The organism is Chryseobacterium tructae (genome assembly GCF_030409875.1).
Classification (GTDB): Bacteria; Bacteroidota; Bacteroidia; order Flavobacteriales; family Weeksellaceae; genus Chryseobacterium; species Chryseobacterium tructae.
The window spans coordinates 3,953,379-3,976,584 of the sequence record NZ_JAUFQR010000001.1 but is presented as its reverse complement, the minus strand read 5'-3'; the positions used below and the strand labels follow the sequence as shown (position 1 = coordinate 3,976,584).

26 protein-coding genes are annotated in these 23,206 nt (G+C 33.4%); 10 read left to right on the top strand and 16 right to left on the bottom strand.

Annotated features, from left to right (window positions below; genetic code table 11):
• From QWZ06_RS19675 to QWZ06_RS19645, 7 genes are all read left to right on the top strand, one after another.
• Complete coding sequence (locus tag QWZ06_RS19675) at nucleotides 1–555, top strand: hypothetical protein (RefSeq protein ID WP_290300658.1); 555 nt, start codon at nucleotides 1–3, stop codon at nucleotides 553–555.
• Between the two features lie 160 nt (nucleotides 556–715).
• Nucleotides 716–877, top strand: a complete 162-nt coding sequence (locus QWZ06_RS19670; protein ID WP_290300656.1) for a hypothetical protein — start codon at nucleotides 716–718, stop codon at nucleotides 875–877.
• A 12-nt stretch (nucleotides 878–889) separates the two neighbouring features.
• Nucleotides 890–1,417, top strand: coding sequence for a hypothetical protein (locus QWZ06_RS19665; RefSeq protein WP_290300655.1), 528 nt, complete (start codon nucleotides 890–892; stop codon nucleotides 1,415–1,417).
• Nucleotides 1,418–1,521: 104 nt separating this feature from the next.
• Complete coding sequence (locus QWZ06_RS19660) at nucleotides 1,522–2,910, top strand: DUF4280 domain-containing protein (RefSeq protein ID WP_290300654.1); 1,389 nt, start codon at nucleotides 1,522–1,524, stop codon at nucleotides 2,908–2,910.
• Entirely contained in the window at nucleotides 2,907–3,341 is a 435-nt protein-coding gene (locus tag QWZ06_RS19655; protein ID WP_290300652.1) for a hypothetical protein, read from the top strand. The genes QWZ06_RS19660 and QWZ06_RS19655 overlap by 4 nt, the downstream gene beginning before the upstream one ends.
• 53 nt (nucleotides 3,342–3,394) lie before the next feature.
• Nucleotides 3,395–4,243 (top strand): tetratricopeptide repeat protein, encoded by an 849-nt coding sequence (locus QWZ06_RS19650; protein ID WP_290300650.1) that lies wholly within the window; start codon nucleotides 3,395–3,397, stop codon nucleotides 4,241–4,243.
• A gap of 12 nt (nucleotides 4,244–4,255) precedes the next feature.
• Nucleotides 4,256–4,630 (top strand): hypothetical protein, encoded by a 375-nt coding sequence (locus tag QWZ06_RS19645; protein WP_290300649.1) that lies wholly within the window; start codon nucleotides 4,256–4,258, stop codon nucleotides 4,628–4,630.
• A gap of 99 nt (nucleotides 4,631–4,729) precedes the next feature.
• Here QWZ06_RS19645 and QWZ06_RS19640 read toward each other — a convergent pair whose 3' ends face one another.
• The 11 genes from QWZ06_RS19640 to QWZ06_RS19590 form a co-directional block, all read right to left on the bottom strand.
• A complete protein-coding gene (locus QWZ06_RS19640; RefSeq protein ID WP_290300647.1) occupies nucleotides 4,730–7,390 on the bottom strand; it encodes a hypothetical protein in 2,661 nt (886 codons plus the stop codon).
• Complete coding sequence (locus tag QWZ06_RS19635; protein WP_290300644.1) at nucleotides 7,387–8,907, bottom strand: hypothetical protein; 1,521 nt, start codon at nucleotides 8,905–8,907, stop codon at nucleotides 7,387–7,389. The genes QWZ06_RS19640 and QWZ06_RS19635 overlap by 4 nt, the downstream gene beginning before the upstream one ends.
• A 26-nt stretch (nucleotides 8,908–8,933) precedes the next feature.
• The gene (locus QWZ06_RS19630) at nucleotides 8,934–9,584 is read right to left on the bottom strand and encodes an endonuclease/exonuclease/phosphatase family protein (protein ID WP_290300642.1); all 651 of its coding nucleotides are present in this window, start codon (nucleotides 9,582–9,584) and stop codon (nucleotides 8,934–8,936) included.
• 19 nt (nucleotides 9,585–9,603) lie between these two features.
• Nucleotides 9,604–9,903 (bottom strand): hypothetical protein, encoded by a 300-nt coding sequence (locus QWZ06_RS19625; protein WP_290300640.1) that lies wholly within the window; start codon nucleotides 9,901–9,903, stop codon nucleotides 9,604–9,606.
• A 2-nt stretch (nucleotides 9,904–9,905) separates the two neighbouring features.
• Nucleotides 9,906–10,154, bottom strand: a complete 249-nt coding sequence (locus QWZ06_RS19620; RefSeq protein WP_290300639.1) for a hypothetical protein — start codon at nucleotides 10,152–10,154, stop codon at nucleotides 9,906–9,908.
• 32 nt (nucleotides 10,155–10,186) lie between these two features.
• Nucleotides 10,187–10,456 carry a hypothetical protein gene (locus QWZ06_RS19615; protein ID WP_290300637.1) on the bottom strand — a complete coding sequence of 90 codons (270 nt, stop codon included), beginning with the start codon at nucleotides 10,454–10,456 and terminating at the stop codon, nucleotides 10,187–10,189.
• A gap of 11 nt (nucleotides 10,457–10,467) precedes the next feature.
• Nucleotides 10,468–10,590: a hypothetical protein gene (locus QWZ06_RS19610; protein ID WP_290300635.1), complete on the bottom strand. Its 123-nt coding sequence runs from the start codon at nucleotides 10,588–10,590 to the stop codon at nucleotides 10,468–10,470.
• A gap of 26 nt (nucleotides 10,591–10,616) precedes the next feature.
• On the bottom strand, nucleotides 10,617–11,492 hold the full coding sequence (locus tag QWZ06_RS19605) for a polyprenyl synthetase family protein (protein ID WP_290300634.1): 876 nt from the start codon (nucleotides 11,490–11,492) through the stop codon (nucleotides 10,617–10,619).
• 60 nt (nucleotides 11,493–11,552) lie between these two features.
• Nucleotides 11,553–12,836, bottom strand: coding sequence for a hypothetical protein (locus tag QWZ06_RS19600; RefSeq protein WP_290300632.1), 1,284 nt, complete (start codon nucleotides 12,834–12,836; stop codon nucleotides 11,553–11,555).
• Nucleotides 12,837–13,998: 1,162 nt separating this feature from the next.
• Complete coding sequence (locus QWZ06_RS19595; protein ID WP_290300630.1) at nucleotides 13,999–14,304, bottom strand: hypothetical protein; 306 nt, start codon at nucleotides 14,302–14,304, stop codon at nucleotides 13,999–14,001.
• A gap of 272 nt (nucleotides 14,305–14,576) precedes the next feature.
• A complete protein-coding gene (locus QWZ06_RS19590; protein WP_290300629.1) occupies nucleotides 14,577–15,038 on the bottom strand; it encodes a DUF6438 domain-containing protein in 462 nt (153 codons plus the stop codon).
• A 332-nt stretch (nucleotides 15,039–15,370) separates the two neighbouring features.
• Here QWZ06_RS19590 and QWZ06_RS19585 point away from each other — a divergent pair, with 332 nt between their 5' ends.
• From QWZ06_RS19585 to QWZ06_RS19575, 3 genes are all read left to right on the top strand, one after another.
• Nucleotides 15,371–15,976 carry an imm11 family protein gene (locus QWZ06_RS19585; protein ID WP_290300628.1) on the top strand — a complete coding sequence of 202 codons (606 nt, stop codon included), beginning with the start codon at nucleotides 15,371–15,373 and terminating at the stop codon, nucleotides 15,974–15,976.
• Nucleotides 15,977–16,208: 232 nt separating this feature from the next.
• Nucleotides 16,209–16,553, top strand: coding sequence for a hypothetical protein (locus QWZ06_RS19580; RefSeq protein ID WP_290300626.1), 345 nt, complete (start codon nucleotides 16,209–16,211; stop codon nucleotides 16,551–16,553).
• 145 nt (nucleotides 16,554–16,698) lie between these two features.
• Nucleotides 16,699–17,193 (top strand): DoxX family protein, encoded by a 495-nt coding sequence (locus QWZ06_RS19575; RefSeq protein ID WP_290300624.1) that lies wholly within the window; start codon nucleotides 16,699–16,701, stop codon nucleotides 17,191–17,193.
• Between the two features lie 249 nt (nucleotides 17,194–17,442).
• On the opposite strand, the gene QWZ06_RS19570 is transcribed toward QWZ06_RS19575, so the two are convergent.
• The 5 genes from QWZ06_RS19570 to QWZ06_RS19550 form a co-directional block, all read right to left on the bottom strand.
• On the bottom strand, nucleotides 17,443–17,688 hold the full coding sequence (locus tag QWZ06_RS19570; RefSeq protein WP_290300622.1) for a hypothetical protein: 246 nt from the start codon (nucleotides 17,686–17,688) through the stop codon (nucleotides 17,443–17,445).
• Nucleotides 17,689–18,924: 1,236 nt separating this feature from the next.
• On the bottom strand, nucleotides 18,925–19,620 hold the full coding sequence (locus QWZ06_RS19565) for a hypothetical protein (RefSeq protein WP_290300619.1): 696 nt from the start codon (nucleotides 19,618–19,620) through the stop codon (nucleotides 18,925–18,927).
• Nucleotides 19,621–19,652: 32 nt separating this feature from the next.
• Nucleotides 19,653–21,161, bottom strand: coding sequence for a hypothetical protein (locus QWZ06_RS19560; RefSeq protein ID WP_290300618.1), 1,509 nt, complete (start codon nucleotides 21,159–21,161; stop codon nucleotides 19,653–19,655).
• Between the two features lie 28 nt (nucleotides 21,162–21,189).
• Nucleotides 21,190–22,386 carry a Swt1 family HEPN domain-containing protein gene (locus QWZ06_RS19555; protein ID WP_290300617.1) on the bottom strand — a complete coding sequence of 399 codons (1,197 nt, stop codon included), beginning with the start codon at nucleotides 22,384–22,386 and terminating at the stop codon, nucleotides 21,190–21,192.
• 61 nt (nucleotides 22,387–22,447) lie between these two features.
• The gene (locus tag QWZ06_RS19550; protein ID WP_290300615.1) at nucleotides 22,448–23,203 is read right to left on the bottom strand and encodes a hypothetical protein; all 756 of its coding nucleotides are present in this window, start codon (nucleotides 23,201–23,203) and stop codon (nucleotides 22,448–22,450) included.
• Between the last annotated feature and the right edge of the window lie 3 nt (nucleotides 23,204–23,206).

Genomic DNA, 23,206 nt, shown 5'->3' with positions numbered 1-23,206 from the left:
ATGAAAAAAATATTCTTTATATTTTTATTATTAACAATAGTATCATGTAGTTCTGTAAAATATTATGAATATTATTACAACGATAATTTATCAGAAATTAATTCTAAATATGTCTATAGCACTTTAGAGGTACATAAAGATAAAGCGATTTATAGAGCTTTCGATAATGGCTATGTATACAAAGAAAAAGAACCTGTCTCTTTTATCTATATTGAAACAGAAAAAATAAGTGATTTGGATTACATTCCATTGTGGAAAGCCTCAAAATTTTATTACTATACCGATGAAAATCAAAAAAAAGTAATTGACTATACACTCTTATCAGAGACTGATATTAAATTATTAGGGGGATATTTTAAAGAAAACAATGTCTATAGAAAGGAAAACAAAAAGCCGGAAGATTATCACTTTGATAATTCTAATTTGAACCGAATTTCTATAGAGTTTCCATCAGAATTGAAAAGAGTAAAAAAAATAGATTACTCTAAATTTCCAAAAACCATAAAGAAAATTAACCCTGAAAATCCAGATTCCCAAAAGGATAACATAAAATAAAAAACAGAAAATTTACCTTGAAGATTTCGAAAAGCGTATTGGTAATTATAAAAAAGACTTAAAATAAAGAAAACCAGAGCGTTATCCATTTGATTTTGGAAATGAAAAAGTTAAAAATAAAAAAGATTGGGAAACTAGAATTTCTGAGATAGAAAGCCAATTGAAGACTGAAAAGCTGGAATATGAAGACAGCTTAAAGGAAATGGAGAATAAGATTAATCTGTATAATAATATAAGGTTCAAAAAGGGTTCAATTGATAATATTATGGAATATCCAGATACTTCTGTTGCCGGAACCACCTTTTATTATCAACATGAATAATAAGAAAATTAAATGATGAATTCCAATTTTTATAAACTCGTTATACTCCTTTTTATGGTGTCATGTGTAAGTGAACCTATTGTATATCAACAGGTAGATTACAAAGGGGATATTTTTTATGGCGATATCAGGCAAAAAAAGACAGGAAAATTTATCTTTCCGAATATGAACTTTTCCTATTCTTTGTATAAAGGAGAATTAAACGGGAAAATACTTCTGATAGAAAAATCAGATACCATCGTATTCGGTAATTTTAAAAGAGATCAACCTATTGGCAAATACATCAACAGGATTGATCAATGCTATCAATGCAAATATATCTTTCGTAAAACAGTTATTGAAAAAATTGATGGTGAGGGAGAATTTAATAAACAGTCGAAGAAAGATGGCTATTGGAAAGAAAAATCTCAGGAAGGAAATTATAATAATGGAAAGAAAGATGGAGTCTGGAAGATTTATAAATACAATGATTTGGAAAATTCTCAAAATACAATAAAGGAAGTGATTTATAAAAATGACAGTCTTATAAGCAATAAGTGAGAATGTCTACTGAGTTCAAGAGAGTCTTTGTACACAAAAAGACTCAGCTTGAATAAGGATTTATAAAAGTAAGAAGCACAATTTCCATTTAAAACATCATTATTATGGGTAAGTCCAATAACGGCGAGAATCATACTGCTCCAACAACTGATCAGCAGAAAGCAGATAACAGGAAAAAGATGGATGACAAACGTGTAGCAGATGCCGAAAAAGAGAAGGCTGAGGCTGGCCTGAAAGTTGTCATTGATACAGCGACTTTGGAATGTACATTATGTACCAATCCCAAAGGAATAATGGTGGTAAATTACAATACCCCCACCATTCAGGAAAAGAAAACAGCAACAGTAAAAGAAAAAGACCCTAAAAGTCTTGTATTTACAGGAAACTGTATTAAAAGTCCTAATGCTGCACTTCCTTGTGCCAGTGTGATGAAATTAGGAGAATGGAAAAAAGTAGGAACCTATAAGTCTCAGGAACAACACGTATTGTTGCAGCAAAGTACAATTCCTTGTACCTATGGGCAGGTTGATATTAAAATTACAGATAGCGGGCAGGTTCATAACCCGGATAGTATTGAGGCAAAAGGAGCGCCAGTACCCGAAAAACAAACATGTGGAATTCAGTATAGAAATGATGTTACTTGTGTTAAATACGGATCGGTATACGGTCCATTGTATGATGGCTCCCTGAAGTTAGGATCTTTTAAGAATTGGAGTACACTTGTTTCTTCTGGAAAGGTGACAGCAGAGGAAAAAGAGATTATTTTGGCAATGTCAGAAAATGAAGGAAATATGGATTCTGTGCAATCTTATGATAGTGAAGCTTTAACTGTTGGAGCCATGCAGAAAACGATGACAACGGAAGGATATGGAGAGCTGCCTATACAAATGTGGGAGTTTAAACAGGATTTCCCCGATAAATTCAAAGATCTTTTTGAGAATTGTGGATGGAAAGTAAAAGAAATTGAAATTCCTCAAAAAAATAAACCGTCCATTAAGAAATATCAGGCATATTATAATGATACAACAGGAAGTGCTTTAAAAACTTTGATCAGAAAAGGATTTGTTGCCGCTAAAAATAAAAAAAAGGTGGTCTGTGCTCCTATAGAACCTTTTATTAATGCCTGCAAAGATTCTGATTTTCAGGCAAGACAGATCGTTGACTTTATTAAAAGATTACATGCTGCCATTAATAAAAAACCTACCGGTTATACCAATAATATCAAAGATTTTGTAAAATCAAAACTTGGAAAAGCTACTGTTTTGGATCATGATGTGAATAGACCGGGACACGTTTCAAATTGTTTTAGAGATGCTCTTGATCAATTTTTTGCGGCCAATAAAAAGGTATCTAAAAACCCTGCAGACTGGAACGAAAATCATGCTACATATGAAAAGGCAATTTTAGAAATTTATGGCCCGCTTCGTGGCACTGGAAAGTATACAATGACTTCTGCAAGTAGCAGATACACAAACTTAAAGTCAAAATTATGAGAAAAGCTATTATTATATTTCTATTATTATTTACCACGACTATTCTGGCCCAAACAAAAAATAAATTGCCACTCATTCCTTTAGTGAAAAGTTGTAAGCTAGGTTTTAGTGAGTATAATGAAGAATTTAAGATGTATAAAAAACCATTTATCTTAAAAGGAGGCAAGAAGTACAAAATACAGGGATATGACAATGAGAATTATTCAGGTGGACAGATCTTGAGTATGTCTCCTAATAAAAAGTACATTGTACTGGATTATATATCAAAAGGTTATGTGGATGACGGTGTGAGTAAAAAATTGTATGAGAATTATTTATGTGTGATTGTTGATGTTACGAAAAGAAAAGTGGTGACTGAATTGCAAGGAGATTGTGGAGGAAGCTGGAATAAGCAAAATAGATGGGTTAATGACGGGAAAATTATTTTTTAATTCTCTGTCTTAAAATAAGTAATTAATTGGAATTCATGAATATGATGATAAAATTGAAAAATAAGGCCTTCAAAGTAATATCAGTTACCTGCCTATTCTTCTTGAATTTTTTATCAGCACAATCCAATTATTATGATCTGGATCTTGATCATCTTCAGGATGAGGTTGTGTTGGAAAAGAATCTTGTTACTGTTCATTTTGGAAATAAAAAGACCAGTAGTTTTGAATTACCTGAGATTACAGCTCTCAAAAATACCAGTCTAGGATATACAAATCCTTCTGAGATCACAATACATTATGGAGGTGACCGCGGATTATATGGAGCTGTAAACCTTTTATATAAAAAAGATTGGTACATAAAAAATGTTAATTTCTATAATCCTTGTCAGGAATGTGAAGATCAGAATTTTAAAATTCTTACTAAAAATATTAATCTTCCCTTAAAAAATATAGATTCAGAAGCTTTGGAAATCGATTCTAAAGGTTTTAAATCTTTGACATTCTTTGATCATCAAGGAATCATAAAACCATATAAGGATCTTAAAAAACTTTATGTAGATTTATTGAGCTATCCTGTGTTGTCAGAACGTTTTAATAAAACAGGATTGCTGGATTTTAAAAAGAAGTTTTCCTTATCTCAAAGTAATGTAGATAGTTACAATAATATCGCATTTGCTCTTTTAAATAATGGGAATTATACTGGAGCTATTGAACTTTTGAAGGAAATTATCAGTAAATCCCCGAATAGAACCGTTGCTTATCTGAATTTAGCAGACAGTTACTGGAATACAGGGGAGAAAGAGAATGGAAAGGAATATTATAAAAAATATATTTCTTTAATCCTAACTCAGAAAAAAGATAGAAGCAAAGTTCCCGGATATGTTTATACAAGAATAAAATAACAGAGCTTTTTAATGAATATAAAAATAAAAATGACTTTGGTTCTTATTTTATTGAGTGTTTTGATGAAAGCACAGGAGAAAAAGATATGGACCAAAGCATTAGGAGTAAATATTGTCCTGCATCAGAAAGTTACCGATGACAGTACCTATGTTTCCATAGACAGAAAAGAAAATAAGTGGCTCGGTAAAGATGTAAGCATAAAAACGGTTAATTACTGGAACCATGTTCCTATAGAAGTTACCGTGGATTGTTGTAAAAAAAATGCTCTGATCATCAAACGAACATTCCTTGGAAATAACATTGTTGGTGATAAACTTTATTTCCAAAAAAATAAAGGAAAATATTATTTTACTGTTCTTAAAGAATTTGAACAAAAAACTGAATAATTATAAGAATGCAGTCTTGAAAAAAGTTATACTATTAGTTCTACTACAGTTATCTTCCTTTGTTTTTTCTCAATCTGAGAAGAAATGATTCTTCTATGACTAATTTAGTTTTTCGATAAACACATCCACTTCCAAATGCTCATATTCCGCTAGAATAGAGATGACCTCATCAATATCCTTACTCATATGTGGTGAAACACTTTTTATTTTGTTTAAATAAATGATGGTGGTCTCTGCAGGCTTTATTTGTAATAGTTTCTGATTGTCTGGGGCAATAAATTCGTTCCAGATTTCAGAATTGATCATAAGAGAGTTTTGTAGACTTTCCTGATTGTTGTAGTATAAGAATAATAATCGTTGTGCATCCTCAGTCCCTCCAAGGGTACTCAAGAACGATTGAGAATACTCAAACAGTGTGTAATGATTTGCAGACCCTGTTAAATGGTTTACTGCATCTATTGCACAATTTTCAGCGATCGAAATAAGATAATTCCATACATCTGTGGCTGCTATTCCAAAAACATGAACAATACTTTTAACAATTTCAGAAAAAGCATAACCTACCTGCTGCATCAGATCACAGATATTTTTCCAGGAAACAACCTTGAAAATATCTTTTAAAACCTGTACGACGTCACCCGCAATAGTTATTAAACCATTTTTAACCCAATTAAGCCATTTCAGAGGCTCTTTCAGGATTGCATCGATCAGGAGTTTTCCAATCGTATCCGGTAAGCTTTTAAAGAAAGACTGAGATATACTGATGGTTACATCTACTAAATTGAAGGAGTCACCCAGAATTTCTACAGTGAGTGATGCATTGGCATTCAACGTTAAATTTTGAGAAATGGTAGTTACGGCAATACCTAAGCTTGATTTAATATTTGTATTGATAGGTATTGTTCCTGCTGCTCCCAGGTTGAGTTCAGTAATGCCCACAACGGCAGATCCCGATACTGAGAAATCATCTAATTTTGTAAAATTACCTTGTACATCTACATCTACTAAAAAGTATTTATCTTTTATTTCAAAATTAATTCCTTCTTTTCGGATGTTGACATATATGCTAATCCCATTAATGTCTAAGAAACTTACTTTTCCATCGATTAGGAAATGAGGGTTTTTCAGATCATCATTCTTTTGTGTATTATCTGTAAAAGTAGACATGGAAAGAACTGGATTTCCGGAGCCACTTGCGCTGGTAATCTTGAAGAGATCAATACCGGCTACATTCCAGTTAATACTATTGACTTCTTCATTAATTTTAATACCCTTGTCAGGGAAAATCTCAGTATTGGATTGCAATTGCAAGACGAAAATACTCACATTTCCGATTGCTTTGAATCCTTGTGGAAACGTAATACTACCTATTGCCGTATTTTGAGGGGCAAGGTATAATTGAGCTTCCAAATTTACATCGATCTTGTTTCCATTCAGTTTCAACTGATAATGAGTGATCCCATTATTTTTATCCATTATTGCCAAACTCCAGATACTACCACGGGTATTGACAACCAACAAACTTTCCTGTATGTTTTTAGAAACTGTAATGCCGTGTGCAGCAAAAGCTGAGCTGATCTTTTCTAAATCCAGATCATCCAATGCTGAAGAATAGCTTTTATCAATGCTAAAAGCATTCATCCCTTTAACAGCAATGCTTTTTAATATATCTTTAAGCCATCCCGGTAAGTCTTCACGTATGTTTTTTGAAAATACTGAAACGACATCAAATAAACTGATATCACTTACCGCTCCCGCTAATAGCGATTTGGCCGGATCCGCTGAATCAAAAAATACAGCAATAGAACTATCAAACCCATTACTTGTATCTATTTGTCCGGTAAATCCAAAACTAGGAATTCCTTCTAAGTCGATACCCACTTCAAGTGCTAATTGGCTGAATGTAATACTCAATGAATCTGTAAGGTGGAAGCTAGGAGTAGATCCCTGTAAAGTACCCGAAATAAAAGCCCCATTAGGAACAATTAATAATTCAAGGGTAAAAATTACCTTTTGTGATCCAAAGCTTGTGGTCAGATTACCTAGTAAAAATAGCCCCGGTTCTCCGTTTGCAATTAATGCACCCAATTGAGCATTGATGGTACAGCCATTGAGTACCCCGGAACTTCCTTTAAAATCAAGATTGATAAAGAATTTAGCATTTTTAGCCGGGTTTTCACCTATAAATAAAACCATTCCCAGTTGACCGGAAAGCCCGAATAATTTAGAAAGCGTTCCCTGTCCGCCATTGGAACCAAATACAACATTGGCATAGGCGTAAAATCCATTATTATTACCTGTTTGTGAAGGAATAGAGATCTTTTTGGCTTTAATATATGGATTTTGAAACTTATCAAGATCAGGAAATGTAATGGCACTCGGATCTACAGAGGTCACGAGTAACATAAGATCTGAGAGCTGGAATATATCTTCCAGAGGCTTAAGGATAGAAAGTCCGTTGATAGAACTTAATGCCTTACTTCCCAATTGAAATCCAAAAGCAAGACCTGTTTTACCGCTGTCACGTACAGCCTGAAATAAGAAAGCACCATAGCTATCTACCTGGGTGGCAAAGAAAAAAGTATCTTGTGATTGTACTTTTTGTATTAAAATAGTAGAATCCAATAATTCAATGTCGAAGCCCTTCGGGAATTTTATTGTATTATCACAGAGTTCACTGATAAGATCTGTAACATTGATCTTTGGAAAATCTCCACGAATCATAAAATCTCCAGGAGTATTGTAGGAAACAGAAATCACATTTTTGCGAACTCCAAAGAGCCTGAGAAAGCAGCTTTTGCTTCGGTGCCTTTTGAAACTTCTGCACGGACGTCAAAAATGGTTAGTGGTTTAGGAACACTTAATGTCCATGCAGGATCATCGGCCATTGTCATGTCAAAGTTAAATGAACCTTGTGATAGATCAGAGGAAAATGACATGTCATTTATAGTGAGATCGGGAGGTGCCGGAAGATCCTGAAGATAGGTTTTAAAAGTGTCAGTGAGTGAAAGGGTGGTGTTATGTTGTAATTCTGCAGTCAGCATAAAATTGGGGGCTCGCAGAAGAACAGAAAATGGGGCATTGGCTACAGTGAGAGTTGCCTTCAGTGCCAAAGAAACATTTCGTCCTGCCTGAAATGGATTAATGATAATGAACTCAGAATCAATATCAGATACGATGAAAGAGGAGCCGATAGGAGACCATGCGAGACCAGGTAATCCAACAACGAGAGAAATGGATGTAATTCCCAAAGAACTCAAATCATTTTTAATAGTAATACTGGCTTTTTCAAGGGTTAATTTTTCAAGGGTTTTAATACCTTTCTGTATATCCGAAGGTAAGACCTGTGCTAGGCCATCTCCATTAGCTAGATCGGTGAGCTCCAATAAATTTTTAAAAGATACTCCATCAAAACTGCCTACGATAGTGGTGATTTTTTTCTCAGGATTTAAGTATGCATTTACCGTGACACTTACATTTAAACTAGGTATAGCAAGTTCTCCTTCAATGGAAGCTATCGGTTGGTAGGAATTGTTTTTTAACAGCCATTCACTGGTGATGGGAGAGTATATTCTTATCTTGGTATTGGTAAGTTTTAGTTTATCTGAAATGGCTATGTCAATACCTATGTCTGCACTTAAGTTAATACCCGGAACAGGATCAGACATATCCCAAGGGAATTCTTGATTAGGGACAGGCGGAATATTTTGTTGATCGTTAGGAATATGGATCTGTCCTTTCAGAATGAATGTTTTCGATTTATTAAAAACAGAATTAAAAACGCCAACGATGTTTAGCGGATCAAAGTCACTGTAGAAGTTCAATCCTCTAGAAAGTTGCTCTCCGTTATAAGGATCCTTAACTTCACCCGTACATAAGACATAGTAAGAGTCTGTAAGTACAAGTGAATCTAGAAAATCAGACTGCGGACTGGAAAAGTAAAATGCTGGCAGGGTCGTGAAATTCTGGCTGAATTTCCAATTGTTTCGTGATTTTCCTACTAATGTATACCTGATGTATGCCAAAGGATTACCTGATGAATCTATACTGAATATTGCGGTAAGTGGAAGATTTTCAGAATTCAGAAAAGATGAGGTTCCTGTTATGGTAATATCATTGTCTGAAACCGTTTTTTCAGCTTTATTAATTACTAAATCATTTCCCTGATTGTATTCTTCGAGTAGATCGGAAAAATGACAATCCGGTAAAGAAACTGATGTTAATCTGAGATTACCATCGTTAATCTGTAACAAATTATTTAATTCAGCTAAAGTCATCTTGTATGTTTTTAGTATAAAGAATGTTAAAAATCAAGAACAATGGGTAGGTGATCAGATCCTGCTCCTCCAGGGACTATTGTTTGCAAAGAAAAATTGACTGGGTTATTAGTCAAAACATAGTCATACATTTTAGGTATTCCTCCTATGTAAGTAGCGGTACTGGATTGAAATGCATGGTTTTGTACAAAAGGAGTTAATTTGTAAGGCTCTACATTATGATCACCAATGACAAGCCAATTCTGTCCCGCATGCAAAGCATTTAAGGCATAAGTAAGAAATGTAGCAGCTCTTTCAGCGCCTATAAAGTAAGCAGGAGCATGAAATACATAGATATGATAATTATTGTGAAAGCCGGTATAAGCGAGTGCCCGATCTACCAGATTGGCAAAATTATTACCACCAGGCCTTCCCGGATATCCAGCCCCAACGGGAGGATTGATTCTTTGGAGCTGAATTAAGGAACCGTCATTATTCGTTGCTCCATAACATAATTGTGATGAATTTTGAAGCCTATACGTCACATTTTGTGCTTGAGGTATTTGTGAGGCTGTAGTTAACTCACAAAGAAGCATGATATCAGGAGCCTGGCTGTAAAAAACATTGCCGATAATACTTCTGCGATTATCATCACTTGTCCAGCCTAATCTTTGAACGTTCCAAAATAAAATCCTCATGACAACTTTATTTAAATGATTAAAAGAATGTTTGTTGGAAAACATTATTGAGCTGATCGGTGATCATCTTGCTTATTTGGCTAAGCGCTGATTGACTCGATAATTGTTCCTGTAACTGTTTCAATATCTGTGTTTTTGCCCCATCGGAATTCAAGGCTTCTTCAGCTAATTTTTCATACGTTTTTTTATCTCCTTTTCCTGCTGAATCAATGGTTACCGAAATAGTAAGTGCTGTATTAGGAATAATTGCTTCCAGAGAAGATACTGTTACAAGAAATGATGAATCCGGTTGAACTGTGATGACCGCATTGCAATTCATCTTTAATTGGCTGGTTTCGGAGAGATCACTGCTGAGAAAGTTCCGTCACCGTCTGTGCCGAACTTGGCTGAAGATGCGTTGCAAAGTTGTGTTACATTATCAGGAATACAACAACTTTGGCTCAACGTAAAATTTCCACTCACCGTTATGGTTGAAGGAATTTGGTTGTCAGTTATTGTACAGAAGTCAACCACAACAGACACTTTTGGAGCATCACTGTTCGGATCAGTTACGTTCGGTTTTTCCGGCAATGCATTAATAAGACCATTTACCTGGATGGAACTTAATACAATTTGAGGTGGCGAAGAGCTGATACCTGAATCTGGATAATATTATCGGGAGTCGCTTGTATGCAAATTTGATCAGCTCCCGTAGTTATACTATCTCCTGATAGATTGTCCAAAGTCCAGCTGCCTTCTACGATATATGGATTGATATTTGGATTGTTTAACTGTTTTAGTAGATTGGGTAAGTAATAGTTACTTGAGGAATCTATCATTTTCTTTTGAAGCATATTGAGAATTGCTTCCAGTAAAGTTGCTGATGCATTCATGGGAATATCGTTTAAATTGTTGTTGCAGTTTGTTCAGCCTTTTTTCCATTAATTACTTCAAAGGCTATGGATTCTAATGCAGATTTGTAAGGAGAATCACCAAAGACAGATAGCTGATGGATTGCATTGAGCATAATTTCTCTGGCTTTATTATAAGTGCTTACAAACTTTCAGATTTTACAACGGCAGCTACGGCTTCTTGCAGAGCAGTATCGTCTATTGCTTTGTCTGTTAAATAGTTATAAAGAGCATTGTTGGGTGGTAGCTCTCTTAAGGCATTGATGATGGGAAGAGAGAGCTTTTTCTGCACAAGATCTATATGCTGCTGTTTTCCCGCATTATCACTTGACTTCAAAAAATCATTGATGTCATCCATAATTTGGTAAGCCTGCCCAAAATACCGTCCGAAAAGGCTTAAGGCAGCGAGATGAATTGACTTTGAATTCGCCAATGCTGCTCCGGCTTCGCATGATATTCCAAATAAAGCTGCTGTTTTACGGTCGATGATATTCATATAGCTGCACTCCATTTCTGTTAAATCATCATAGGCTTTTGCCGGATCCACTCTCAATTCATCAATTTCACCGATGCAAATTTCATAACCCGCTTTTAGTATTTTTTCGATAATGGAAATGTCTTCCTGTACAACTACGCTTTTTAACAGTCCTCTCATTGCCTGTAAGAATTGTAAATCTCCTATGAGTACAGCCATATTGGAGCCTCTGGCTTCTTTTATGGATGGATATCCTCTGCGAGTAGGTGCACAGTCAATGATATCATCATGTATCAGTGAGGCAACGTGTAGCATTTCGAGAGATACTGCAGAAAGAATTACTTTATCATCTAATGGGGAATCTTCACGCTGGCTAAGTTTTGCACTCAATAGAAGCATTATAGGACGTAAGCGTTTTCCCTTTTTGTACATTTTCTTTTCCAGATCGGTTAAATATCCTTCTTGTTCATCAATTGCCTGATCGAGCATGAGGTCATATCTTGCTAATTCATCATGCAAAAGAGTATTGATAATAGGATTCATAGCGTGTTAAGGTTTAAGGTTAATTTTGTTTGATTTTGTAGTGTTTGCTACAGTTCCTTCTTAATATACTTGAGCTGGTTCTGCACGGTAAGCGATGCTTATACCTCCTTGAATGGTCATACAACCCTGTATATTTCCCATATTCATTCCTGTACCGGAAATATTTAGATTGACACCGCCATAATTAACACCAATCTGTGGTAGCTGAAAAGAACCAAAAGAAATGGCTCCTACAATTTGGGAGCTTAGCGTAGCAGTAACTGTTGAGGCAATAGCAGACGCTATTAAGTCAACAAACTCACTGACAATCGGTGGAACCCAGCCGGTAACGTTCACGATCGATGCAAATGAAGAACATGAAGAGCCGTGTACTGAAATATTGTTATTATTGTCTATTGAAGTTCTGCAAGTTACGGTTGGAGAAGGAGTAGCATATACATTGAAGTCTATCCCGGGATGACTACAAGCTATGGTAATGCTGGCTCCGGCTGATCCTTTAAGATCCATATTGATGTGGAGATCTGTGCCTGAAATAGAAACCTTAGGATTTTGTATTGTAACAGTTGCATGGTAATCTGCATGGGTAATTCCTAAATCGACAGAGCCGGATGGACCAAAAGTTTTTCCTGCTACAGATGCGTTGACTTCTTGTTGCATTGTATTATTGCTAAGAACAGCAAAGAAATCATTTGAAGGAAAACCAAAACCGTCTATGGAAGGTACTGAAGGATTGGATGAAATATTGGCAAAAACCAAAAGCTGTCCATTTTTGATAGCAGCGCGTGACCCGCCAAGATTGATATTCGGTAAGGAAAGAGGTGGGATGGATACCCCTTTTAATGCTCCGCCCAATACATTCATCATTTCAGGAATGATAAATTTATTGACGATATTCTGATTGACAGATCCCTGCACTGTTATAGCAATACTCAAAATGTTTAAACTGGTTTGTGAACCATTTGTAGTCACACTTCCTCTTGCATACAAAGGAACTGTTACAGGATCATCTCCAAATGTCATTTGGAATTCATCTATTTTAAGTGAAAATCCGTTACCTGAATCAGCTAGAAATTCTGCCACATGATTTTTAGTTTCCGGAGATACGATAGATAATAATCGCGGATACTTATTGAGATCACAGCTTTCTACAATTTGTTGAGCCTTATCCAGAGAGGGCGGATTAAGATTGATGACAGGTGCTGTATTCGCCTGCCAATTAACAGTTATGCCTGAGGCATCGATAGAACCTTTAAAAATTGTATTTTTTCCAAGGTCGTAGAATGCCGACGTAATTTGGTTGAGTGCATTTTGGCTGATACCAATTGCAATATCAAAATTTGCCATAGTAAATAGATTTGATGATTATCCGAAACTTTATTCAATGCCTGATTAATTCTGTCTGTGATATAACCACGTACTTTATCAGAGTTTAATGCGTCATTCGCCTTTGATTGAGCCAATTGATGGATATAAGTAGCAGAAGCGTAATGCTGCAAAATTTTAGTCACTAAGCTGCTTCCTGAATCTGATGGTACCAGATTGAACGTAAGTGGCGGGATAACAGGAGTGATAGAAGTGATGGTTACACTCAGACCACTGTCAGTTGAGATTTTGCCTTTGAATGTAACTGTAGGAACTGGGATCGTTAAATTATAAGTTCCTGAAACCGGAGTGCTGTCCTTTAGATTACTAGATAATGCATTGGCTGCTTTAAGCTCTAAAAACTCTTTTTCCATCTCATCAACACTAGCCATAGCAGCAGTGTAGAGTGGATAATCATCGGTAACTGCCAATTTAGATAAGCTCATTCCGGTTTTATGCTTACTCGTCATTTCACTGTTTGTGATAGGACTCGTGTTTTTAACATTGTTCATGGCGGTATTTACATTAATACCATTAGCGTTATCCTGAGTAATAGGTTTTGTATTCTCACCAAAAATGAAAGTAGCATCTTTCGCCTGCTGCAGTCTATCAATTTGTGCCTGAACAGAAGCTGGTATTGTTTGTCCGGAATATTGGTTTTGAAGTTCACCTATTTTATGATCTATTGATTTGATCATCAGTCCCTGGCCAATATATGAATGTGAATTATAAGCGTCATAACCCACTACCTGGCTGGTGCTGTCAGGATTTTGAGCGGCAGTAGTAGTTTCAGAAGAAAGGCTCTGGCTGGTTACCGTTACTCTTGTTTTTCCATCAGGTCCCAAACCAGATGTTTGGTAAACTGGCCACTTATGGGCAAACATAGAGTTTGGATCGTTGGTGATATCATTGTATACATCATTATTATCATAATAAGTACTTACTAAGAACTGTCCGTTTTCACCCTGATTTAATAGTTGAGTACGGTAATTTTTTGCTTGAACAATTCCTGGTGAATCATCAGCATCGGCAGCACTGAATTCTTTTTTGCCAGTTAAGTGACCTAGTGCCCAAACAGAATCTATAGCGCACATACTTAAACCGGTTGCCAGCACATCAAATTTTCCGGAAGATACTAATGAAGCTACTTTAACCGTTGCTGAAAGCTTAATCCATCAGTGGGTACATCAATTCCATTGTTTGACATCGTTTCTAGACCATGGATAATATTGTTGGTGAATTCTATAGAAATACTACCAAGAACAGGCTCATTAAATAAGGTAAAAGGGCCGTACTTAGGGATGTCTAAATTTCCTAACGGGTCTACTGTTATTCCATTGGCTTTTATACCATTTAAAATAACATCTGGCAAATAATAGTCGGGATGTTTGTTTTTATCCCAAAGCATATTCCATGCATTAATGACAATTTGTTGATTAGGATTTGACATAATATAATCGTTTTTTAAGGTTTAATTATAATTTATCACTGTAAAGTGTTATATGTCAAAGGAACGAAGTAATTGATTTAAATTTTACAGTATTAATACTTAATTTTATATTTAAGTAAAAACACTAAATCAATATTAATAATATGTTAATTATAATTCAAAATACATGGATGCGTTGTAATAAAAGAATAAAAGCCTCCTGAAAATGATCTTCAGGAGGCTTTTTAATTTGGGATATTGTTATGTTTTTTAAGAAAAGAAAAAACAAGAATCTAACCCTTTACTCGTTTCCAGCGTAGTTTAATGAAAAGCAGGTCGATATGTTCATATAGTTTTATGAGTTCAGGAGTAGCTTCACTATAATGATCATGTACTTTTTTAGGTTTCCCATTAGTAAAAAAGATTTCAAGATCGGTAGAGGAAAAATCGGCATATCTAACATTTCCGTAAGATTTCTTTAATGTAGTAAAATCCATATGAGTAATCACTTCCCAATCTAAATATCCCAGTTTTGAGGTGTAAGTACCATTCAGATTGTTAGGAATATTTCTTAGAGCCTTCAGGTTAACTTTCCCATCTTTATGAATAATGATCGTATAGACTGGACAATCTCCTGACATACAGTCGCTCTTTTTAATGATTACTTTCTCCACAGTGTTGGCAGAGTTAACTTTTTGTTGACCGCTGCAAATGATTGCAAGCGAAAGGAAGATCAATGAAACAATATATTTCATACTATAAACAATGTGTTGGTGTTAAAAATGGGGCTAAAGATACAATATCTGACGAAGATTGCAGGGATCAAATAATAGGTAAAAAGTATGAATTATACAAAACTACTCATCTCTACATATTGTCATGTTTTCTTATTAATAGAAGGAAATACAATGGATATTAAATCCTGTTCATGTGATCCATAATATGACTTTTAATCGGCTGTAATTATTAGATTTGCGGCAAAGATCAATGCAGGATTTGCAGCTGTTTAAACAAAAATTGAAACAACCGATAATCAATAATTCTGATTATTAAAAATACACGTTGAAAATAAAAAAATGAAATGACGATGGATAAGTATTATTTATTAAGCTGGAAAGATGAGAAAGGGGCATCAGCAAGTGCTTTTGCTCCAGAAGGAATTCCATTGGCTCAGGATCTTATTTCAGAATTGGAAGGGGTAAATCAACTTCCATTTGAGCTGCATCTCATTAAATTAGAGGTAGGTAAAGAGGGTTTGATCAAAAGTAATGATTTGACAGGTATAAAAGATGTATGGCAGGATTATCAACTCAATAGTTTGGCGTGGCCCTTAATGTCTGCAAAAATGAAATCAGTCGTAGACAATAATGTATCGGGAAATGAGCAAGTAGACTGGATTGAGGCTGTAATCAATACAGGTGAAGAACAAAGGATTTATTATATTCCGCGATTCAATAGAATGCTGGATGTTTTGGATAAGGAAAATACAGTGTATGTTCCAGGTACAGATCATACTATAAAGCCTGTTTTTTCATTTTCAAAAATTAATACCTATAACGCATTTACAGAACCTTCACCAAAAAATAATTATTGGAAAATAACCTCTGCTATATATGTAAGTGAAACATTAAGAAAAGCGATACAAAAAGAGAAATTAACCGGAGTAAGCTTTGATGCTACGCGAGTTGTATGAATAAAGAAGTGATTTCAGTTTTTTGGATATATTCTTTTTTATAATAAGTTTCACTCCGAAATGGCTAAGATACTCTATAAAAATGCAATCAGTGATGTGTAAGTTATTGATTTAAAGTATTAAATGGTTGCTTTTTTTAGTTAAACTGGTTGTGTCTGAGAAGCAAGGTCTCAGATATTTTACTATATTTGTGTTAGTGGAAAGCCGAATTACAGGTAAACAAATAAATGTATTGTATTATATAAAAATAGCAGGTCTGTTTTTAGTACTATTTCATTTATTGATTCACAAAGCAGATTATAGTAGTTTCTCCACAACTGTTTTGAATACTTTTCATAATTTCCAAACAGATTCTCATCAGAAATGTAACAAGACTTATCTTGAAGAAAACAACAAAGTTCCACTAAAGTGCAATAGTAATTATTGTTCAAGCTTTTCATCCTTTTTTACCGCCTCTTTTCCTTCTTTTGGATTTGAAAAATTTATGGGCAAAGAAGTAGGAGACCGTTTCTTCTTGTATGATGATGCCCCTTATTATTCATTTTTTTATTCCATCTGGATTCCTCCTAAAATTTAACTTCCATTTTAAGATACAATCACAGGTATCTTAAATCGTATAATTTTTCCAAACAACATAAACAATTGTATCATTAAAGATTACATGACTTACCAGGGTTCATGGTATACGCTCATGATTATGTAATCAAAAAAGAATTTAAAAAATGAAAAAAATAATATCAAACTTTGAAAAAAATAGTACCAGTATTTATATACTATGCAGAATTTTAATTGGGTTATTCTTCTTTATTGCAGGATTTAATAAGCTGTTTCATCCTATTTTTCAGGGGTATATGTTCAATACCATCAGTACTATAGGATTTCCTTTCCCACAGTTTACGGCTAATTTCACTGCTTTTTGTGAATGTATATTTGGTTTATTCCTGATGTTGGGTTTTTGGACACGAATTAGCTCAGTGTTTTTAATCATTATTATCCTGGTAGCTTTATTTACCCATGATCTGAATTCAATTCCTAAGGAGCTGAACCCTATTAAAGCCGAAACAGGAATCTATGCAATGGATCCCTTCACATGGCTGAGTTACTTTCTGTATCTGCCTCAGGTTTTGTATCTGATGTTTTTGACACAATTTCTGTTTCAGGGATGTACAGGGTTCGGAATAGATACCTTGAGGAAGAATATTAATGATAATAAGTAAATATTTATCTAAAAAAGGCTGTCCCAAAGACGGTCTTTTTTATTAGATCCATCATGTATAATAGCAAGGAGAGGTTAATTAAGAAGTCTCGTGTGGAGGGAGGATGCTAATATTTAATATGTGTTTTACAACCGTGTTGTCTACAAATATTAAAAGTTATTCTGAAAAAATAAAAACATTCAAGTTAAGGAGTTTTCAGAATAACTTTTTTAAACTCACACAATTCGTGGGATTCTGTTTGTTCATGGCTTATTTTCGATCTTTATTCATTCCAAACATGGAATCTATCATGGTATTAGCCACTTCCCAGGCGTCTTTAAAACTGTCTACTATTTCATTCCAACCTCCGACAAGATCGTCCTTGATTAATAGTTCAAACCATCCTTCCTGAGTCGCATCTTCATTGTTTTGTTTTTGCGTCTCAATGTAACTTTTGGCATGTTCTACCAAATTACTTTGGTTCAGCTCTTCTTGATTGGTGTTTTCTGAATTCATGAGAGTATTATTTTAAAAGTTTATATCAAAGTTAGGAATATTTTGAAGTGCTTTTTTAATAATTATGATTAAATAACTACATCCTATATTGAAAACCGATCCTGAATTTTTTGTGAAAACAACTTCAAAGTTTGTCATATAAAGATTAATTACGTTATTTCAAGAAATGAATGAATGTAATTGTGATGTTTGTAAATAATTTTAATATTGTTGATTTAATTTACTGTTTTGGGATAAAATTAAAGCGGAATCCGAAAAGCTTAACCAAGAGTAGGAACTAAAACAAAAATCTCTGACTAAAGAACTTACAATAGCGAAGGATGATATACTTTAATGTACCAGATATAATTTTTAAATAAAACATCGCTGCTACTAATAAATATAAATATCATAGGTTGAATGTAGAGACCTAGAATTTCATACATTTGATACATTAAAGTATATAGTTGCCAAATAATATATACATCACTAAAATAAAAAATCCTCAATGTAAAATCGAGGATAAAAACTAATAACCATGAAAACTCAAATATGATTGAGAATCTTTAGCAAACGTATGTCTTATTGAATTTATAATAATTATTGTTTTGCTTTTTTGTATTATATTTAACTTAAATAAAAAGCGTTTTAAGATGGTTTATAAATGGGATCTCTTTAATAAAAAGCTTTTTATCACTTTTATATTGATAGTTTACAGTAGGTTTTATTTGAATCATTCTTAAAATTAATTAAGATTTTTCATGTTAATGTAATCGCTTATTCCAAATGTAATCAATTATCAAATATAACTAAGTACTACAAAAATCCACTATTTCGTTAATTCTATCTTTACCGAGATTCCGGATTTAGACTCTGAATGTCGAGCATATCGCCATAGATATAGAAGACTAATGATAATAAATATGTATGATATCCACTTTAAAATAAGTTCAAAAAATTTAGTAAATACAGACTTTTCATAGCTTGAGAATGCTTCAAGTCCGGAACTGTTTCTTCTATAGAATTTTCTTTGGTAAATCCAATATCGAATTACTGCACCAATCAACAAACTAATAATTGCAATAATTAGTAGTATATTCATATTGATGATTTTATAGTTGTAATCATATAAATTTAAGTATTTTACATCTAATCGTCGCGCTATCTTTTATTATAATCTACTATAAAAATTTACAAACCATCCTTAAAAAGTATATAACATTTTTACGTTTATAAATTGTCTTGATTTTTAAAGAATTAATAATCAAAATCAGCTAAGGGATGTTTAATTATTTCATTGGTCGGAATTAATGAATTTAACTTAATGATGACTTTTATTACTTGTTCGAAAAGAAGTAAGAGTTCCAGAGATGAAATAACATTAGTTTTCCCTTTGATAAGCTTTAGTTCAAATTTTAATTGACTGACAACAGACGTTGGATCTTCAATTTCTAAAATCTGGGTTTTTCTATTTTGAATTCCGAAATTATGTATCGTATTTCGCAGATAGAAAAAATAGAATACAACATTCTTTTCATAATCGCTAATATCAGTAAAGAATACAATCTTCTCAAGTAAATTCTTAAATGTATTTTTTATTGAATCGTCATAAATATCAAAGGGTTTTGTTTCAAAGTGACGTGCTATAGTTTTAAGATGACTTTCTAAAGATATAAAGAGCCTTGTAAAAAGAGCATCTTTTATAAATCCATCAAGATTAAACTCAATATCTTCAAGATCAGATTCTTTAAACTGATCTGATATTTTTTCCTGAACAAAATCAATACTTTGAAGCTCTTTGGATAGCTTTAAAGAAATCCAAAAATTCTGAAAAGCCTGTGCAATGCTGTCGATGGTTATACTTCTGATATCTTCTGAATCAGGATGCGTATTATTTTCACCTATAAAATTTATTAAATTTCCGGTAAAGTCGATTTTTTCATTAATATTCATATTCTTTCTTTTATATTTTCTTTTTTCAAACATCAAGGCAGTTGAAAATACTTTTTAACCTTGTTATCTAAAAGATTATAGTTATCAAAATTTTTTGACTTCCATTTTAATTTAAGTAGATTCACTTTATTAGCAATGTTCTTCATCGTGTCATTACCAAAAACATATATTTCATTAGGGTATTGTTGTGTACCATTGTCGAGAACGTCAAAGATCTTTGCGTACACGAGATCAATTAAGCTATCATCAAGTTCATTTAATACTTTTAATGCAAAGTGTGCTCTTTCGTCGTCAAATCTGACCTCATTTTTAATATTGATAAAGTGACCAATGATAATTCCTGCAAAAATCTCTTTGCTAAGTTTAGATGTATTAAAATTTTCAAAAGCTATAAGTGAACGGGACTTCCAATGACCTTCATCGGCTGAAGCGTACAGAACTCTTCCAAGTTCAATATTCTGTTCCAAATTGAAATTACTTAAAGCATTGATTCCGAATTCGCTATCAATGAAATCAATAACAACATTCATCTGAGAAAATTGCCAGGTTTTTAGTTCTTTTATTATTCTTTCAAATTGTTTATCCGCGTTGCCATAATAATAAATTGATAATGAAAATCTCAAAGAGTCTAATTTTGTGAAAAACTTGTTCTTGTATTCATCTTCAAGAATACTCAAACTTTGTAGTTTACCATATACTTCAGCCAATTTCGTAATAGTATTATTGTCCTGTAAATTCACAAAGTAATTTATCAGTACATCTTTTACACGATCATCAACTTTAGCCCAGAAGTTTTGGTCGACCACACATATGGTGAAATTTTCCGCAAAGCTGATTGCCCTACTTTCAAATGCCCAGTTTTTATCAGAGAAATCATAAGTGGTTTTTAAAATAAGATGTTTTACAATTATTTCAATTTTCTTTATTTCATTTGGCTTGTCTAGATTACTTCCGTAATAAAAAAATAGTTTCTTAAAGTAATAGGGGTGTAGATTTTCTTTGACTCTAACCAGAATATTATTTGCTAACTGCAGAATTTTATTCTCATCATTATCTACTAGGTGCGGTCTTGTAATTATGTTGCTGCAAAATTCATCAATATAATTCTTATTGAAATCGACTTCTTTAGATAAAACAATGGTTACGGCCTGATTAATAATATAATCTAAGTCCTCAATGCTCGGACTTGTATTGTAAGGATGAGCATAGATACAACGCTGTCCCCAAAGAAATTCAATCGTACTTTTCTGAGTTGGCCTAATAATGTCACAAACAGCACATTGTTCAAATATTTTTCTGTCAGTTGATAATCCACTACTTTCTAGGTTTTCTATGTCTGTAACTGCGGTTTTTGCTCTGCTGTCTTCTAAGGCTGCAAGTTGATATAATTTGTTTTTTAAAGATTCAATTATATTAACCCAAGCCATAATGTATGATGAACGGTAAAAGCCACCAGTCATTGTTCCGATAACTTCATCAAATAAGATAAGATCGGCTGGTGCTAATATTTTTGTTCTAAGATCAGTATATTTTTGGTTCATTGGTTTTTATTTTAACAGCAAATTAATATTATTTCTCATTCAGGAGGAATTTTTCGACGAACTCATTCATTTTTCGATCGTGTATTTTTATTTTATCTTTGACGATGTCTATTCTTTCATTATGTAAGGTTGAATATTCATCAAATAAAGAATTTTGCAGAACTCTGTAAACTTCAAAACAGCTTAATAGTTCTGTGTGTGTCGATTTCTTATGTATTGGTACAATAACAGATTTTAACTTTAAAATTGTATCATCAAGGTAAGAGATTAAAGATGATTTGTTTTCTCGAATTTTAAACATCTTTTGTTCAGCATCAATTTCATTACTGATTTCTAAATCAGTGTAAACATCCTTGTACCTTTTTTCGGGCATTATTTTTTTGATTTTTCCTCTCCAGTTTTCAGTTAAATAAACAGATTGAAGTGATTTTAAATCTTGGAGAACACCGGATAGCAATTCTTCATGAAGAGTCTGTAGATTCTTCAAATCCAAATTTGAAATGGGTCTGTTATGAGCTTCTTCTCTTCTTAATTTATTTAAGCTATCCATTAAAGTTTCAAATTCCGCAGAACTTTGAAAATACTTCGTAAATAAATTGTAGCAAGAGATGATAATCTCTTTCAGCTGCAGGGTAAAGGTATAGGCAATTAAAATATCACCATCAGTACAATCTTCTCCAAAATTGTTGAAATAGATTTTCTTAACATCTCTGCCAGTTTTACTATTCAATGCTTTTTCCCACCAATCATCTCCAAATTGATCTCTAAGTTTTATTTTTACAATTTCCCTTAATCCATTTTCAATTTCAGAAATTATCTGCTTGGCCTGAGCCAGACGAAAATCTTGTGTATTTATTTGAAAAAAGGTTGATGCAAGCCATTCGATTGATCCTCCCTTCCCAATGAGCTCTGCTGTGGTTTTGGTTGATAAAGCGTATAAAATTTCGTTGTTATTTTCATCAAAAGCTCTTACCGCATAGTTTAACAGGTTGACATTTTTGTAGTTCTTATCTCTAAAAATACCATTAAAACAGCCCATTATCGGGGCTATTTCTAATTTTATATCGTATGAGTTTCTTGAAACAGGATAGAAATCGCAGCATAGTGTATCTTCGTTGAGGAGATATACATCTTTTACATTGATTTCCTTACAATTATTACTAAAAATATGCAACGTTTTCAATGTCGCACTGACCATACGCGTTAGATTCTCAATTGTTATCATTTTTACTGTTTTAAATAGATTTTATTGATGCGAAAATTCAAAAAAAGACTTTTGCAACTCCCTAAGATTTTTCCTTCGCTTTAAAATTCTTCCGAAACTCTTCTAACACTTTAAACTGTAAGTGATTGATGATGTCAAGTACATAGCGCAGATGATTTTCAGCATTTTTTATAGCAAAAAAGACCACTTGCATAGACTGATATTGTGGCAGCTTAAAAGTTTTTTCAAGACCTGGGTGTTCTTCTAATGAAATGTTGGTCATCAGTCTCTCTTCTTTTAAAATATTTATTGGTGTAAAATGAGAAAATCCATCTCTGAATTTAAGCTTGTAATCTTTAAGTTCTTTTGCCTCTGCGGCATTAAGAATTTTATATTTAATACATCTCTGAATATTGGCCTCCATATTTTTTCCTGCATATTGCTTGTCAGCTTTTATGTATGCTTCTATGATTTCTTTATCATCGTAATCTATGACAGCTCCTACCTCGAATTGTATCAAAGCCAGTTTCAAAGCACGTTCAAGAAGTAGATTCGTGTTGGTTATGCTGGGAATATACGCGTCAATAATTAAGCAGTTTACTGAGTCTTTAATATGTTGTTCTAAATCTCTAAATAAAAATAGGTTGTGGTTGAAAAGATATTTTTTATATTGATCGTACTTAGACTCGAGACCATTGTCGAAAACTCCCTTAAGTTCTTCCTTGTTGGCAGTATCTATAACTTGTGATAAGTCTTCAAATTCTTTATCATCTTTTCTGAAAGAACTAAGATTGCTACCCTTATACTTCCATTTTTCCAGTTTTTCAGCTTTATCCATATT